The organism is Oceanobacillus sp. CFH 90083 (assembly GCF_009389585.1).
In the GTDB taxonomy this organism is placed as follows: domain Bacteria; phylum Bacillota; class Bacilli; order Bacillales; family Amphibacillaceae; genus Oceanobacillus.
The window spans coordinates 156,453-172,599 of sequence record NZ_VIYG01000001.1 but is presented as its reverse complement, the minus strand read 5'-3'; the positions used below and the strand labels follow the sequence as shown (position 1 = coordinate 172,599).

Sequence of the window (16,147 nt, the reverse complement as noted above, 5' to 3'; positions counted from 1 at the left end):
TTGCTGCTATGACCCAATCAGCTAATTCAAAAAGACGTGTCATCTTTCATATTGATATGAACTGCTTTTATGCATCGGTAGAGATGGCTCATAATCCGGAGTTAAAAGGAAAGCCGATTGCTATCGCCGGTAATCCGGAAGAGCGGAAGGGCATTATTGTTACAAGCAGCTATGAGGCAAGGGCAAAAGGTGTAAAAACAACAATGCCTGTTTGGCAGGCTAAAAAATTATGTCCTGATTTATTATTAATGCGTCCTAATTTTGACAGATACCGGGAAGCCTCCCGAACGATTTTCAAGATGCTTGCAGAAATCACCCCATTAGTCCAGCCTGTTTCGATTGATGAGGGATATTTGGATGTGACAGATACAACAGGATTTGGGACACCCATAGAAATTGCTGACTATTTGCAGCAAAGAATCTTAACAGAGCTGGATATCCCATGCAGTCTCGGCATTGCTCCAAATAAATTTTTGGCAAAAATGGCATCAGATATGAAGAAGCCTTTAGGAATAACGATCCTGCGGAAGCGAGAGCTGCCTCAAGTGCTATGGCCGCTTGCCATTGAAGAAATGCACGGAATTGGCAAGAAAACAGCAGCAAAGTTGAGAAAGGTATCCATTCATACTATTGGCGATCTGGCTGCACATGATGTGTATCAATTAAAGCAGCTATTAGGTGTAAACGGAGAACGAATGAAGAACCTTGCCAATGGGATCGATTATCGTCCAGTTGATCCGGAAGCAGTACACGATTTTAAGAGTATCGGCAGTTCACAAACGCTGGCTCATGACTCTACAGATTGGAACGAGCTTCATCAGCTTCTGGATCAGCTTGTTACGAATGTTGCCAGAAGGGTGAAAAGGAAAAGTGCAACAGGGAAAAGTGTCCAATTGATGATTCGCTTTCATAATCATCAAACCATTACACGCAGTAAAACCTTGCAAGGATATATCGATGAAAAAGAAGATATTCTTTTTGTTGCAAAAGAGTTATTAAAAGCACATTGGAATGAAGAGCCTGTACGGCTGTTAGGTGTCTCTTTACAAAATTTAGAGGAGAAAAGGCAGGTAGGAGAGCAGCTTGATTTGTTTACCTATCGGGATAATGCCAAGAAGGAAAAGTTTTACGAAACAATGGAAGAATTGACTGATAAGTACGGCAAAGATGTATTTTTATCTTTAAATAGTGAAAAGGATAAAGAACAGCAGCCACGAACAAGCTTTCAAAAAGATTTTTTAGATGATTATAAAAAGCCTTGATTTTATTTTATGTTACCAGAGATAAAATAAAATCAAGGCTTTCATTTATTGGATCATCAGAATTAATGGTTGCGATTTATCACAGATAACCGTCCGTAAAAATCCCACTGATTGAAGTTTCGTTTTATGATAAAAATTTCTTTAAAATATTCGAAGTAACTGTGCCGCCTGAATAACGAAAAGGAAAATCAAATTTTGTTGTTTGTTTTAAGATGCTTTTCTGGTGTGAAAAAGTATCAAAGCCTGCCTTCCCATGATAGCTTCCCATCCCGCTTTGACCGACACCGCCAAATGGCAGATGCGGATTTGCAAGGTGGAAGAATGTATCGTTTATCGAACCGCCTCCAAAAGAAGCATATTCCATTACTTGCGATTGCATTCTTGGATTTTCTCCAAAGTAATAAAGAGCTAATGGTTTTTCCCTGGATTTAATAAGCGCAAGAGCATCTTCTATATTTTCAAATTGCAGCACTGGCAGAATCGGACCAAATATCTCTTCTTGCATGATCGGGTCTTCCCAATCTATTTTATCAAGAATAGTAGGTTCAATGACTAACTCTTCCTCATTATATTCTCCGCCATGAACAATATGGTCACTATTTAAAAATGCTTTTAAACGGTTAAAATGGTCCAGATTAATGATTCTTGAAAAATTTTCACCCTGAAGTACATTCTTTCCGTATAACGACTTAATTTGTTTTTTCATTGCTTTTAAAAGCTTGAATTTAACAGATTCCTGTACTAATAAATAATCTGGAGCCACACAGGTCTGACCAGCGTTTGTATACTTCCCCCATACAATTCGCTTGGCAGCCATTTGGATATTTGCATCTTCATCAACAATAGCAGGACTTTTTCCACCCAGCTCTAACGTTACTGGTGTCAGATACTCGCTTGCGGCACGCATGACTATTTTACCTACATTACTTCCGCCGGTGAAGAAAATGTGATCAAAACGCTGCTTTAACAGCTCTGTTGTTTCCTCAGCAGCTCCTTGAACAACGGTGAAATAAGAAGGATCAAAATTTTCTTCTGCTATTCGGGCGAGAAAATCTGATGTGTGCGGTGCATGCTCAGAAGGCTTTAAAATAACCGAGTTGCCTGCTGCTATCGCTCCAATAATCGGTACCAGAGATAATTGTAAAGGATAGTTCCATGGCGCAATAATCAGTACAACACCGAGCGGTTCTTTTATAATGTAGCTTTTCGAACCTTTATGCGTTAACGGAGAGGCCACTTTTTCAGGCTGCATCCAATAGCTGAGATTTTTGATAGCAACCTCCAATTCATTTTGAATAATGCCAATCTCTGTAAGCATGATTTCATGATCAGGTTTATTTAAATCTTTTCTCAGCACATCATATATCTCTGTTTCATAATCTTTTAGTATCTTTTTTATCGTTTCTAATTGTTGTTTGCGAAAAGTATAATCAATCGTATTTCCTTGATCAACATATTTTCGATGATCATCAACGATTTGTTGATAGTTTTCTTGTAAGGTCATCAAATCTGTCTCTCCCTTTCTCACTTCAAGAGGATGTTCAAGCTATAATGAAAACACACTAAAATCTTTGGCGACGAATGTATTCGAAAATACTTTTTTCGCCTCTTCCAGAAATGGATCCATTTCCGGTAATTGATATCTTGAAGATATATGTGTCAAAATTAATTGTTTACAGTCTGCATCAAATGCTAATTTGGCAGCTTGTGTGTTTGTTGAATGAAAATATTCCTCTGCAAGTGTCTCTTTATCTGCAGCAAAAGTGGCTTCGTGAATAAACAGATCGCTATTTTTTACAAATTCTTTATGCGATGCTTGATAGATCGTATCGCCAAGAATGGAGATGACTCTCCCTTTCTTAGGTTGGCCAATAAAATCACGTTGGTAAATTATACTGCCATTTTCCAGCGTGACAGAAGGATTTTTTTTAATTTCTCCATAAATAGGACCAGGCTGTATCCCTTTGGCTTTTAATTTTTCAACAAGCAGCTCCCCGGGCTTATTTTTTTCAACAATACGGAAGCCAAAGCTTGGGACACCATGTACCAGCTTTTTTGTATATACTTTAATCGCTTCGGTTTCAAACAATAATCCTTCTTCTATTTCAATGACGGTAAGAGGATAAGTTAAATGGGTATAGCTTAATTTTAAAGCAGATTGAATAAATTCCTTTATCCCTTTTGGACCATAAATGGTTAAAGGTCTATCTGTACCTGCTTGAAAAGAACGGCTGCTGAGAAAGCCCGGCAAGCCATAAATATGATCCCCATGCATATGGGTAATAAAGATTTTATTTATTTTTCCTGGTTTAATTTTTGTATGAAGCAGTTGATGCTGTGTTGCTTCTCCGCAATCAAACAGCCAAACTTCATTCAATTCCTGCAGCATACTGAGCGTGATGGCTGTTACATTCCTTTCTTTAGAAGGAAGGCCGGCTCCAGTGCCTAAGAAGGTTATCTCCATATGTCCCATCTCACCTTAATTTTTTATTATAATTTAAAATTTTACCCAAATATGCAGTAATCATCAATCTATAAGGTTAAAAAATAGTATAAACTCCTAATTTTAAATCAGAAAACTCCGATATAGTTTTTTACGTGCAGCAAATGCTTTGTCGGGTACATCTGTAAATATGCTGTTTACTTTGTATGAAAAACAGCGATGGAAAAGGCGGGATGAATTAACCGTATAAACCCTGACAGGAACATCGTTTTTCACCGCATCATTTATAAGCCGCTGCCGCAAGAGTGTATGTCTGATATGGATAGCGGTTGCTCCAATAGATAAAGCATATGCTAATAGATTTCTTTTGGGGCGCTTTGTTAGCCAGCCGATATTTGAAACATCCGGTAAGCTCGCCAAACGGGAGATACTAACATCCGAAAATGTAGAAAAGCATGTCTTATCTAACATTTGATACTGTTTGACAAGCTGATATGTAATTTTCTCCAGATCCTTATGAATGATCTTATTATTTTTCAGTTCTAAATGCAGTATTAATGGTTTATCTTGTATCCAAATAAGAAATTCCTCAAGTGTCACTATTTTTTCGCCCGCAAATTTAGAATGGAAGGATTTCCCCATGTCCAATTGTTTTAATTCGGTCAGCGTATATTGATTAATCCATCCTTTTTCTCCAAAAATTCGATATAAGTTTTCATCATGAAAAAGGACCGGGATATTATCTTTCGTAAGCTGAACATCTGTTTCAATTCCATCTGCCTTCATTTCGTAAGCAAGTTTAAATGCCGGGAAACTGTTCTCAGGGGCATAACTGCTTGCTCCCCGGTGTGCAATAATGGACGTCATCGAGTCACCTCCTATCTTATTGTGTTAGATTTTCGTTTATAAGTCAATGTTTAAACAGGTGTACTGGACTATTGTTTCGTTGTACAATATATATAATAGTATGTCCATTTAAATAATTATATGAAGTAAGGATCGATAAAAATGAGAATAGGAAAAAATCGTTTTGTCAATGGCAAGAAAATTATTGTTACTGGTGCATCAAAAGGGATTGGCAAAGAGATTGCCAAGAAAATAGCCGCTCATGGAGGTATACCTGTTTTAATAGCAAGATCGGGAGAATTGCTGGAGGAACTGGCTGATGAAATAGAGGCGAACAATGATGTTTGTAAGATTTACCCGATTGAAACATTTTCAAAAGAGGCAATTGAAGAACAAATCAATGAAATAATGAAAAAAGAGAAACGGATTCATGGGTTAATTAATAATGCAGGATTTGGCGTCTTTGATTCCGTAGAGGATTTAAATATAGAAGATGTAGAAGAAATGTTTCAAGTCAATGTTTTAGCAGGGATTCAATATACAAAAGCATTTTTACCGCATTTTCTGCAGTTTAAAGGGAAATCACATATTATAAACATTGTTTCTCAGGCTGCAAAGTTACCAACACCGAAAGCAGCAGGCTATGCTGCTTCTAAACATGCCATGCTGGGGTTTACGAATGTACTCAGACAAGAGACAAGACAAAGCAGTCTGACTGTCACCTCTGTCAATCTCGGACCTGTGAAAACAAGCTTTTTTGATGTGGCTGATAAGGAGGGGAATTATCAGCAAAACGTCGAAAAATACATGCTTCAGCCTGAAAAAGTTGCTTCGAAAGTAGTTTATAGTTTATTTACTAATAGAAGAGAAATAAATATGCCGTGGTGGATGGAGGCAGGAAGTATTTTCTATCGGTTATTCCCTGGATTAATGGAGAAAATCTTGAAATCTCAATTTGATAAGAAATAATAGATTCCATAAAAGAAACAGATCTGCTTCAAACAAGGATAACGCTCCTTCGTGAGGCAGGTCTGTTTCTTTTAACTTGCATTGTTTATTAATGGTTTTAACGATGCTGCTCATATTGCGAAGCTTTAGTAATCTGTTGCAGAATCGGATAAGCTGCATCTGTGATTTCATTTATTGATTGGTGAACAGCGATATTTTGTTCTAGCTGCTCCAAAGAACTTGCTCCAAATACGGTTGATGTAATTGCAGGATGATTTGCAGTGTAATACATTGCCAATTGCTGCAGTGTACTTTCAGGTAACGCTTGTTCCAGTTCATAGTAAAGTGATTTTAAGTCGCTGTAAGAATAGTCGAGATAGCCCTCTGCCCCTTTTTTATTAAGAACTTCATCGGCTTTATTGCTCAATAGCCCCTTTGCTAATGGACCGCGGGCTACAACGCTGATTTGATTTTCTGCTGCAATTGGTAAAATTGCTTCTTCCGGCCGTCTGTCTAAAAGGCTGTATTGTGTCATTAAAATATCAATAGAAGACCGGATCGTGTATTCCCGGACGACATTTGGCCGAATCGAGGAAATACCGTATGCACGAATGAAGCCTTCTTTCTTTAATTCTTCAAAAGCCTCTATGGTTTCAGCCATTGGATCATCCAATGTACCACCATGAAGCATATACACGTCAATATAATCCGTCTTTAATCTTTGTAAACTATCACGGACAGCTTGATGAATATATTTTTTTGATGGATCCCAGAACCAGCCGTCTTTTCCTTCTTCAAAATGATTCCCTACTTTTGTTGTAATAATTACATCTGACCTGCGATGTTTTATTGCTTCTCCAACAATTTTTTCATTCTTGCCAAAATGATAAAGGTCTGCCGTATCTAAATGGTTAATCCCTTTGTCTAACGCATAATCGATCATTTTTTTGCCCTGCTGCACATCCGTTCCCAGCGACATGCAGCCAAGGGTTAAGTCAGAAATCTCTATATCGCTCTTGCCAAGCTTTCGTTTCTTCATATTATTCCTCCTTGCGTGGATAACGTATGCATATATTGTAGAGGGAGAAGAAAAAGAATACAATGAATATACATTATTGGCAGGTATTTTGTAGAATAAGAAAGTATAAGTTTTTGCAAATGTTCTCGAGGGTGTGGGTAATCGAAGCCTTTTTCCTTTTTTTAAATGAAAAACAGAATAGACTTGCTACAAGATAGACTGACCAATTAAAATAAATAGAAAGACACATAAACTAAAAAAGGTGGAATAGCAAATATGAACCGTTTTGAAGAAAAAACAATCTCATCCCAGAAAATTTTTCAAGGAAATATAATAGATGTTCAACTGGATGAGGTAAAACTCCCAAATGGAGAAACAGCCCAAAGAGAGCTTGTCTATCATCCTGGTGCTGTAGCAGTCATCCCAATTACCCCTGATAATAAAATTGTACTCGTAGAACAATACCGTAAACCATTAGAAAGAACATTAATAGAAATTCCGGCAGGGAAGCTGGAAAATAATGAGAACCCTTTGACTGCTGCAGTCCGTGAGCTGGAAGAAGAAACAGGTTATACCACAACCAATTTGACGCAGGTAACTCATTTTTATACGTCTCCAGGATTTGCTAACGAGCTCGTGTATATCTATGTTACCGATGATTTAATCAAATTGGAACACCCACCCGCCGGTGATGACGATGAATTTGTTGAAATAATAGAAGTAACCTTAGACGAAGCTAAAAATCTCGTAGATGAGGGCCGTATTCAGGATGCAAAAACAAATTATGCTATTCTTTATTTACATGCATTAAACAAGTAAGGAAGCTAATGCTGTTATTGGTACAGTTCTATTTTAAGAATGTTCAAGTTGTCCTCAAATGATAAGCTGCGATGACTCGCCTCATCAAAAATCGTTGGCCCTTTTTGAACACGTACTATTTGGTCTATGAAAAGATAAAAATTAATAGGTATGTTTACAGAGGAATTCTCATAGTTTGAAGTATAGGAACTATAGTCAGGAGGATTCCAATGCATAACACCTCTAATCATTTAGTAATCAGACATATAAAGCGGCATACGACAGTTTATTTATTTACAACGATTCTTTTTCTGACAGGTATTGTGTTCGGGGCTATTTTAGTAAATAGTATGGATTTTGTACAGAAGCAAAATCTATTCTTTTACTTGGAAAGGTTCTTTACGCAGCAAACAAATGCCGGAGAAGTAATTGGGCGGCAGGATATATTTATTGGAAGTCTTCTCTATCATATAAAGTATCTTTCCTTAATGATTTTACTGGCGCTTAGTATGATTGGACTGCCAATTATTTGGATTATGATATTTATGAAAGGACTCGTAGTCGGCTTTTCTGTCGGTTTTATGGTAAATCAGCTGGGAGGGCAGGGGCTGCTTTTATCTGCTATATCGATTGCTCCTCAAAACCTGTTCATTATCCCGATCTACATCATTGCTGGAAGTATTGCGATGATATTTTCAATTGGATTATGGCAGAAGCTGCTATTAAAACATCATTATCAGGAAGTCTTGCCATCGTTTATCCGGTTGATTATCATTTTTGCCGTTTTAATGGCATTGACAGCGTTAGCTGCATTGCTGGAAGCTTATTTATCCAATACGTTTTTGTTAGAATGGATTGAAAGATATACGAATTAATGGTTGTGTTTTATGCGCCTGTCACTTTACATTATTTGTTTACAGCTTGAAAAATCGCATTTATTATAATATGATAATAAATACTACTTTATAATTATTATTAATAATAATTGAGAATACCTTTGACACATGGAAGATAGATGCATATAATGAAGATGTAAAGTGAGGGAGGCGACTATCCATGGAACATCGGATTGAAAAGATAAAAAAACAGCTACATTCGCATAGCTACAAACTAACTCCCCAAAGGGAAGCTACGGTTCGCGTGCTTCTGGAAAGAGAAGAAGATCATTTAAGTGCGGAGGATGTTTACCTTCTTGTCAAGGAGAAATCACCAGAAATTGGTCTGGCAACCGTGTATCGTACATTAGAATTATTATCTGAATTGAAAATAGTAGACAAAATTAATTTTGGTGACGGCGTCTCCAGATATGATTTGCGAAAAGAAGGCGCAAAGCATTTTCACCATCATTTAGTATGTATTGAATGTGGTTCTGTAGAAGAAATTGAGAATGATTTATTAGGTGAAGTAGAACAAATTGTTGAAAATGATTGGGGCTTTGAGGTGAAGGATCATCGGCTGACTTTTCACGGGATTTGTCGCCAGTGCCAAAAAGCTGCAGTAAAAGAAGAAGATGTTCAAAAAGCAACATAGTCATCAGAGTAAAACCTTTTTCCAAAAGAGAGAAAGGTTTTATTTTAATTGCTGATAAATCAATGGATAAAAATCAAATGTGGCAGAATAACAAATATATGCTAATCTGCCAGTAAGGAAAATGGATTATTTAGTTGGTATATCTTTTTAGAATATGATCAACGCTGCTTCCATAAGCTTCCCCAAACATATTTAAATGAACGAGCAGGTAGAACAGCTGGTAAATCGGCTTTACATCCTGATAATAATCTTCTAGCGGCAGAATTTCCTGATATGAAGAATAAAAAGCAGCTGAGAAACCGCCAAAGAGCTCTGTAAAAGCAAGCTCAAATAAATAATCTCCATACAATACGGATGGATCAATCAAATAAGGTTGTCCTGCTTGCCCTGTAATCCAATTGCCTCCCCATAAATCGCCATGCAATAAGGAAACCCGTGGCTGGTTTGGAAGATATTTATCTAAATCACAAATTAATGCATCCAGTTTTAAGCGTCTTTTTTGGTGCATTCGATTGTATTGCGCAGCCAGACCTAATTGAGGTTGCAGGCGATGTTCACGAAAGTAGTCAACCCAGTCATCGTGCCATCCATTTGTCTGAATTAGTTCTCCTGCATAAGTTGACTGCTCCAATCCATACTGCGAGAATCCGTCAGCTAAATGCATGGTCGCCAGCTGCCTGCCTAGTTGTTGCTCTGCAGCTGTTGTTTTCTCTCCCTGAACCCATTCCATGATCAGCACCATCTCCTGGACTTCTTCAGAGGGTTTGTCAAAGTAATAAACTTCCGGGACAGCAATTGTTTGTGTCGAACGGATTCTTTCCAGTCCATTTACTTCCACTTCGAAAAAATCGCTGTTTACATTACTATTCGCTTTTATAAAATATGCTTGCTTTGCGGTTTTTATATAGTAAGTCCGGTTAATATCGCCTCCAGAAACAGGAGTCACTGTTTCGATAGTGGAGTTATCACCAAGCTGTCTTAATTTTTCTTCTAGCATCTGCACGGTTTCGACCTCCTTTTCATTCACTTCAGTATGTCATATAACTGGATAACACAAAAGCGTCAAAGTGTTTGTAGTTTAACTCTGCTTCCAATCAATGTATAATATTAGCAGAAAGGGATGTATTGATTTTTTTACGTCAGCATTTTTTCAAGTATTTTTGAAAGGCTTATTTGCATATTCTAACTGTAAACGTGTTTACTTACGATACAATCTACGGCGGATGGAGGTTAGAATATGGAAAAGCATGCTAAAGAAGTTGTTAAAATATTTATTTGGTTTATGCTAGGAGCTTGTTTCTTTACAGTATGTCTGTATTTTATATATAACGAGTTTCAAGAAATACATCGTTATGATTTGCCGGAGGGGCCGGCGATGAAGGTAATCGAGGAACGAATTTCTTGGTTTCCATTTAATATTTTGAAAGGGGAATAGACATGTTGAAATACGCATTAGAAGATTTCTTTCATTTCCTTCGGGTAGAGAGAGGGCTGTCGGATAATACCGTTGTCTCTTATCAAAGAGATCTTACTGCTTATGAAAAAAATGTAACAAAAGCTGGTCACCGGACATGGAATGGTATAACTCGAAACGATATTATGCGTTTTTTATATGAATTAAAAGACAGCGGCAAGTCAACTGCGACGATTTCCAGACATATTTCCTCTATCAGGTCCTTTCATCAGTTTTTAATACGGGAGAGGATCGCGGATACAGACCCAAGCTTGCACATTGAGACGCCCAAAAGAGACCGAAAGCTTCCAGACACACTTTCTCAGGAAGAGGTAGACAGATTATTGAATATCGACACATTAACACCGCTGTCTCTTCGTAATAAAGCCATGTTAGAATTATTATATGCTACCGGCTTACGTGTTTCTGAAATGATCGGCTTAAAATTGGAGGATTTACACTTAATGATGGGCTTTGTTCAATGCATGGGGAAAGGGTCAAAGGAAAGAATTGTGCCTTTGGGAGATACCGCAAAAAATGTTCTGGAGGAATATATCCAGACTGCGAGAAAAAAGCTTGTCAGGAAAAACAAACAGGAAAATGCCCTTTTTGTAAATCAGCATGGACGCCCTTTAAGCAGACAGGGATTCTGGAAAATTCTAAAAGGATTAGCGCTGGAAGCCGGGATTCATAAGACCATCACCCCGCATACATTAAGGCATTCTTTTGCAACGCATTTATTAGAAAATGGAGCAGATCTGAGAATTGTACAAGAGATGCTTGGCCATGCAGATATATCAACGACACAAATTTATACGCATGTAACCAAAGCGAGATTAAAGGACATTTATCAATCGTATCATCCGAGAGCATAATTACATATTTACAGCTAAAAACTTTTCAAGTAAACGAAATTCCTTTATGCTTATGATGTCAGACATCTAACATCTATAAGAGATGTCATACCGGGTAGTAGTTTCGGGAATATAGTACATAGGAGGCAGATACAAATGATACCATTTAAACGTATATTTTTAATTGTTATGGATTCAGTTGGAATAGGAGAAGCACCCGATGCGGAGAAGTTTGATGATTTGGGAGCGGATACACTGGGACATATTGCAAAGGAAATGAACGGGCTTGATATGCCCGCCATGGGCAGCTTAGGTTTAAGTAATATCCGGGAGATTAAAGGAATAGCACCGGCAGAGAAGCCAAAAGCACACTATACAAAAATGCAAGAGGCCTCTAACGGGAAAGATACCATGACTGGTCATTGGGAGATTATGGGGCTACGTATCGATCAACCGTTCCGGACATTTCCAGACGGATTTCCGGATGAGCTTATTCAAGAATTAGAAGAAAAGACTGGAAGAAAAGTGATTGGCAATAAGCCCGCATCCGGAACAGAAATATTAGTAGAGCTCGGGAAAGAACATGTTGAAACAGGCAGCCTGATTGTGTATACATCAGCAGATTCTGTCTTACAGATTGCTGCCCATGAGGATATTGTTCCAATCGATGAGTTATACCGGATTTGTGAAATTGCCAGAGAGCTTACGCTGGATGAAAAATATATGGTGGGACGTGTGATTGCCCGTCCGTTCATCGGTGAGCCAGGGGCCTTTGAACGGACATCTAATCGTCATGATTACGCCTTAAAGCCATTTGGACGCACGGTTATGAATGAATTAAAAGATGCTGGAATTGATGTGATTGCCCTCGGTAAAATTTCCGATATTTATGATGGAGAAGGTGTTACCGAAGCTGTCCGTACCAGAGATAATGATGACGGCATGGTAAAGCTAAGCGATTCTCTGAAAAAAGATTTTACCGGATTAAGCTTTCTTAACCTTGTAGATTTTGACGCAAAATATGGTCATCGCAGAGATCCAATTGGTTATGGAACAGCTTTGGAGACATATGATAAGCAGCTTCCGGAAATTCTCGAACAGCTGCGGGATAACGATTTATTAGTCATTACTGCTGATCATGGAAATGATCCGACTCATCATGGCACAGACCATACTCGTGAGTATGTACCGCTTCTTGTTTACCATACCAGCATTAAAGAAGGAAAGAAGCTACCGCTGCGGACAACCTTTGCGGATATCGGTGCAACCATCGCCGATAATTTTAAGGTAACATTACCCGAACACGGTACGAGCTTTCTGGATGAGATAAAGTGAAACTTCATTCAGTGGGGGTTTTCTTTTCATCCCCCGCTGAATAAGGAACAAAGGCTAAGTTCGCGACATCGTGTCGCAACGCCTTTGTGACCTACAGCCAGTTACACTGCGATAAAGTGATTTATTTTAAAAAGAGAGGGTGGCCAACATGAATACGGTAGAGATTATTAACAAGAAAAAATATGGTAAAGCATTATCCTATAAGGAAATAGAGCATATTGTAAATGGATATGTCAACGATACAATACCAGATTATCAAATCTCTAGCTGGCTGATGAATGTTTATTTTCAAGGCTTAAACAGTGATGAAACTTCTGCACTTACAGACGTCATGGTGAAGTCCGGAGAAACGATTGATTTATCCTTTTTAAATACAACCGTTGTAGATAAACATTCTACAGGGGGGGTAGGAGATAAGGTCAGTCTTGTTGTTGCACCGATCATAACAGCATTAGGAATTCCGTTTGCGAAAATGAGCGGGCGTGGACTTGGTCATACTGGAGGAACGGTAGACAAACTGGAATCGATTAAAGGGTTTCATACAGAGCTGCCGTTAGACAGATTTAAAGAACAGGTTAAAGAACTGGGCATCGCATTAGTCGGCCAGTCAGGAAATTTAGTACCGGCAGATAAAAAGATTTATGCATTAAGAGATGTGACAGGAACCGTGGACTCCATTCCATTAATAGCAAGCTCTATCATGAGTAAGAAAATTGCTTCCGGTGCAGATGCAATTGTTCTGGACATTAAAGTCGGAAATGGCGCATTTATGAAAACAGAGGAAGAAGCGGGAAAGCTTGCTGAGACCATGGTTGCTATCGGGAAAAAGCTGAACCGGGAAACCGTAGCAATTTTAACAAATATGGATCAGCCGCTCGGAGCAGAGATTGGTAATGGAAATGAAGTTTTGGAAGCAGTGAAATTACTGCGCGATCAGGAATATTGTCAGGATTTATACGATGTATCCGTAGAAATTGCAGCGCAAATGGTTTTCTTAGCTGGAAAAGCAACCACCGTGGAACAAGCAAGAAAGCTTGTTGAAGAGGTGATTCAAAATGGAGAGGCATATGAAAAGTTTGTTACCTTTATTGAAGCACAGGATGGAGATTTGTCCAGTATTGATGAGATAGAAGCAAAGGATTCTATTAATGTGACGACGGATGAGGCTGGATATATTGCTTCCATCGAAACACAGGAAATAGGGGAAGCCGCTATGCTGCTCGGTGCCGGACGACAAACAAAGGACGATCAAATTGATCACCAGGTAGGCATCACCTTCCATGTAAAGCTGGGGGAAAAGCTGCAAGCAGGTGATAAACTGGCAACCATTCATACCAATATGGAAAATAACGATGCTGTTATTCAAAAAATAAAAGATGCTATTTCCTTTTCAAAAAATCCTGTTCAAATAAAGCCAAGTGTTATAGATATTGTTCATTAAGAATGGCATTTAAAACAGGGCGGTTTAAAAAAGAGCTTTAGAAATCACTGTAGCAGGGTTTCTAAGCTCTTTTCTTACCATTAAAATGGATTGGTTGCCCATTGTGAGGATTGCTTAATAAAGATGCGCTGATTTAATTTTAATTGCGCTACCATATATTCCGCAATATCCTCCGGCTGCATATACTTATCTTCATTTTTTTCTTCTAATTCGTCACCAAAAGCTAACTCTGTTGCAACTAAGCTGGGGTTCATCGTAAATACGCGTATATTTTCTCTGCGAACCTCCTGCATCAGTGCTTCTGACATGCCCTGAATCGCAAATTTGGATGCGCTGTAGGCTGTCGAACCTGCAGTTGCTTTTAATCCATTGCTTGAAGAAATCGTAATAATATCCCCTTTTTGTTTGTTAACAAAGTGTGGCAGAACTTCTTTTAAGACATGATATGTTCCAAAAACATTCACTTCAAAAATATGCTTCCAGACTTCTTCAGCCATATCCTGAAAGTCGCCGTAGGCACTGATTGCTGCATTATTAATTAATATATCTGCTGTTCCTAATTGCTGTTCAAATGTCTGGACAGCAGCTTTTACTTGATCATGCTTGGAAATATCCGCACTGAAGGTAACTACATCGATATCATACACCTCTAATTCTTGTTGGACTTTCTCAAGCCTTTCCTGATTTCTGGCAATTAAACCAAGATGAATGCCTTCTTTTGCAAATTGGTGAGCAGCTGCTTTGCCAATTCCACTGTTTCCACCTGTTATATAAGCAATTTTACCACTTAGACTTTGACTCAATTCCAGATCTCCCTTCATTTTTCCAATTTAATTCCTAGTATAAATGAGAGGCGCTAAAACAACAAAAAAGATGCTTTTACTTCCTAAAAAATAGTATGAAATCTGCTCTATATGGAAACCCTAAAAGTATTATTGTAATTTGGAGGGAAGCAGTATGAAGCGACGAATTTTATTCGTGATTGGATTATTTATTGGAATGATGTTTTTCAACTACTCCATTGTTTTGGCAAACGAGGAAGGTGAAGAAGGCCGGGACTTAGCGGAGGATGCTTTATCAGGTATTTTAATAGAACAAAATACAGGTGCAGTATTATTTGATAAAGATGCACATGAACAATTGCCCCCGGCCAGTATGACAAAAATAATGACCTTGCTGCTCATTATGGAAGCTTTAGAAAAAGGAGATATCTCTAAGGAGGAAATCGTTGTTGTAAGTGAATACGCTGCTTCGATGGGAGGCTCCCAGGTATTTTTAGAAGCCGGGGAAGAAATGTCTGTAGATGATTTAATCAAGGGAATAGCGATTGCTTCTGGAAATGATGCCAGTGTTGCCATGGCAGAAACGATTGCAGGAACAGAAGAAGAATTTGTCAGAGCAATGAATGAAAAAGCGGAGGAATTGGACCTAAAGAATACACATTTTATGAATACCACGGGGCTTCCTGCAGCTAATCATTACAGCAGCGCTTATGATATGGCAGTAATGACAAGAGAATTATTAAAATATGAAGATATTACAAGCTATACTTCCATCTATGAAGATTACTTACGACAGGGAGAAGAGAATGAGTTTTGGCTTGTAAATACAAATAAGCTGATTCGTTCCTATCCAGGTGCAGATGGTATGAAAACAGGCTATACCAATGAAGCAAAGTATTGTTTGACAGCTACGGCCAAACGGGATGATATGCGGGTGATTGCTGTTGTTATGGGAGCTGAAACACCTAAGGAAAGAAATAAAATGGTATCCGGATTACTGGACTATGGCTTCCAAAGTTATCATACAAAACAGCTTTTTGCTAAAGAAGAGACGATAACGCAACTGAACAAAATAAAAGCAGAGCCGTATCATTTTGATATTGTAACAGAGCAGGGTGTTCACACTCTGCATAAAAAAGGAGAAGAGGAGCCTGCTGTTACAACGGAGGTTTCTATTCAAGAGGAATGGGATTTTCCTGTAAAAGAAGGCACAATTGTCGGCGAGCTCACTGTGAAAGAGAATAATGAACCTGTATATACTACTCCGCTTATTGTAAAAGAAGATATTACAGAGGCTTCTATTCTGGAATTAACCAAACGAACCTTGCAAAAAATGGTGAAAGCAGAAGATTAACACGTATTTCCACTTCTTTTGTCGAGTGGCAGGAAATAGATATTTGTTTAGAGAATCCCTTATATAAGGATGTTCAAAAGACC

16 protein-coding genes are annotated in these 16,147 nt (G+C 38.3%); 10 read left to right on the top strand and 6 right to left on the bottom strand.

Going from position 1 to position 16,147, the window contains the following annotated elements; all coding sequences use genetic code 11:
* Positions 1-8 precede the first annotated feature (8 nt).
* Complete coding sequence (locus FLK20_RS00930) at positions 9-1,262, top strand: DNA polymerase IV (RefSeq protein ID WP_152654683.1); 1,254 nt, start codon at positions 9-11, stop codon at positions 1,260-1,262.
* Positions 1,263-1,386: 124 nt separating this feature from the next.
* Here FLK20_RS00930 and FLK20_RS00925 read toward each other — a convergent pair whose 3' ends face one another.
* From FLK20_RS00925 to FLK20_RS00915, 3 genes are all read right to left on the bottom strand, one after another.
* Positions 1,387-2,766 (bottom strand): aldehyde dehydrogenase, encoded by a 1,380-nt coding sequence (locus FLK20_RS00925; protein ID WP_152654682.1) that lies wholly within the window; start codon positions 2,764-2,766, stop codon positions 1,387-1,389.
* A gap of 42 nt (positions 2,767-2,808) precedes the next feature.
* Positions 2,809-3,726: a ribonuclease Z gene (rnz, locus tag FLK20_RS00920; protein WP_152654681.1), complete on the bottom strand. Its 918-nt coding sequence runs from the start codon at positions 3,724-3,726 to the stop codon at positions 2,809-2,811.
* 102 nt (positions 3,727-3,828) lie between these two features.
* Complete coding sequence (locus FLK20_RS00915; RefSeq protein ID WP_152654680.1) at positions 3,829-4,572, bottom strand: glycerophosphodiester phosphodiesterase; 744 nt, start codon at positions 4,570-4,572, stop codon at positions 3,829-3,831.
* A gap of 141 nt (positions 4,573-4,713) precedes the next feature.
* Between FLK20_RS00915 and FLK20_RS00910 the strand changes: the two genes are divergently transcribed.
* Positions 4,714-5,520: an SDR family NAD(P)-dependent oxidoreductase gene (locus FLK20_RS00910; RefSeq protein WP_152654679.1), complete on the top strand. Its 807-nt coding sequence runs from the start codon at positions 4,714-4,716 to the stop codon at positions 5,518-5,520.
* Positions 5,521-5,617: 97 nt separating this feature from the next.
* Here the strand turns inward: FLK20_RS00910 and FLK20_RS00905 are convergent, their stop codons facing one another.
* A complete protein-coding gene (locus tag FLK20_RS00905) occupies positions 5,618-6,538 on the bottom strand; it encodes an aldo/keto reductase (RefSeq protein WP_152654678.1) in 921 nt (306 codons plus the stop codon).
* 255 nt (positions 6,539-6,793) lie between these two features.
* On the opposite strand from FLK20_RS00905, the gene FLK20_RS00900 reads away from it, so the two are divergent.
* From FLK20_RS00900 to fur, 3 genes are all read left to right on the top strand, one after another.
* Positions 6,794-7,336 carry an NUDIX hydrolase gene (locus tag FLK20_RS00900; protein ID WP_152654677.1) on the top strand — a complete coding sequence of 181 codons (543 nt, stop codon included), beginning with the start codon at positions 6,794-6,796 and terminating at the stop codon, positions 7,334-7,336.
* Positions 7,337-7,545: 209 nt separating this feature from the next.
* Positions 7,546-8,190 carry a stage II sporulation protein M gene (spoIIM, locus tag FLK20_RS00895; RefSeq protein ID WP_152654676.1) on the top strand — a complete coding sequence of 215 codons (645 nt, stop codon included), beginning with the start codon at positions 7,546-7,548 and terminating at the stop codon, positions 8,188-8,190.
* Positions 8,191-8,371: 181 nt separating this feature from the next.
* The gene (fur, locus tag FLK20_RS00890) at positions 8,372-8,845 is read left to right on the top strand and encodes a ferric iron uptake transcriptional regulator (RefSeq protein ID WP_152654675.1); all 474 of its coding nucleotides are present in this window, start codon (positions 8,372-8,374) and stop codon (positions 8,843-8,845) included.
* 130 nt (positions 8,846-8,975) lie between these two features.
* On the opposite strand, the gene FLK20_RS00885 is transcribed toward fur, so the two are convergent.
* Positions 8,976-9,842 carry a fructosamine kinase family protein gene (locus FLK20_RS00885; RefSeq protein ID WP_152654986.1) on the bottom strand — a complete coding sequence of 289 codons (867 nt, stop codon included), beginning with the start codon at positions 9,840-9,842 and terminating at the stop codon, positions 8,976-8,978.
* A 240-nt stretch (positions 9,843-10,082) separates the two neighbouring features.
* Here FLK20_RS00885 and FLK20_RS00880 point away from each other — a divergent pair, with 240 nt between their 5' ends.
* The 4 genes from FLK20_RS00880 to FLK20_RS00865 all read left to right on the top strand — a co-directional run bounded on the left by FLK20_RS00880 (position 10,083) and on the right by FLK20_RS00865 (position 13,928).
* The gene (locus tag FLK20_RS00880) at positions 10,083-10,280 is read left to right on the top strand and encodes a DUF4227 family protein (RefSeq protein ID WP_152654674.1); all 198 of its coding nucleotides are present in this window, start codon (positions 10,083-10,085) and stop codon (positions 10,278-10,280) included.
* Between the two features lie 2 nt (positions 10,281-10,282).
* Positions 10,283-11,173 carry a site-specific tyrosine recombinase XerD gene (gene xerD / locus FLK20_RS00875; RefSeq protein ID WP_152654673.1) on the top strand — a complete coding sequence of 297 codons (891 nt, stop codon included), beginning with the start codon at positions 10,283-10,285 and terminating at the stop codon, positions 11,171-11,173.
* Positions 11,174-11,308: 135 nt separating this feature from the next.
* Positions 11,309-12,487, top strand: a complete 1,179-nt coding sequence (gene deoB / locus FLK20_RS00870) for a phosphopentomutase (protein ID WP_152654672.1) — start codon at positions 11,309-11,311, stop codon at positions 12,485-12,487.
* A 148-nt stretch (positions 12,488-12,635) separates the two neighbouring features.
* The gene (locus tag FLK20_RS00865; protein ID WP_152654671.1) at positions 12,636-13,928 is read left to right on the top strand and encodes a pyrimidine-nucleoside phosphorylase; all 1,293 of its coding nucleotides are present in this window, start codon (positions 12,636-12,638) and stop codon (positions 13,926-13,928) included.
* A gap of 80 nt (positions 13,929-14,008) precedes the next feature.
* Here FLK20_RS00865 and FLK20_RS00860 read toward each other — a convergent pair whose 3' ends face one another.
* A complete protein-coding gene (locus tag FLK20_RS00860; protein ID WP_152654670.1) occupies positions 14,009-14,731 on the bottom strand; it encodes a 3-ketoacyl-ACP reductase in 723 nt (240 codons plus the stop codon).
* Between the two features lie 154 nt (positions 14,732-14,885).
* Here FLK20_RS00860 and FLK20_RS00855 point away from each other — a divergent pair, with 154 nt between their 5' ends.
* Positions 14,886-16,064, top strand: a complete 1,179-nt coding sequence (locus FLK20_RS00855; protein ID WP_152654669.1) for a D-alanyl-D-alanine carboxypeptidase family protein — start codon at positions 14,886-14,888, stop codon at positions 16,062-16,064.
* Positions 16,065-16,147: the final 83 nt, after the last annotated feature.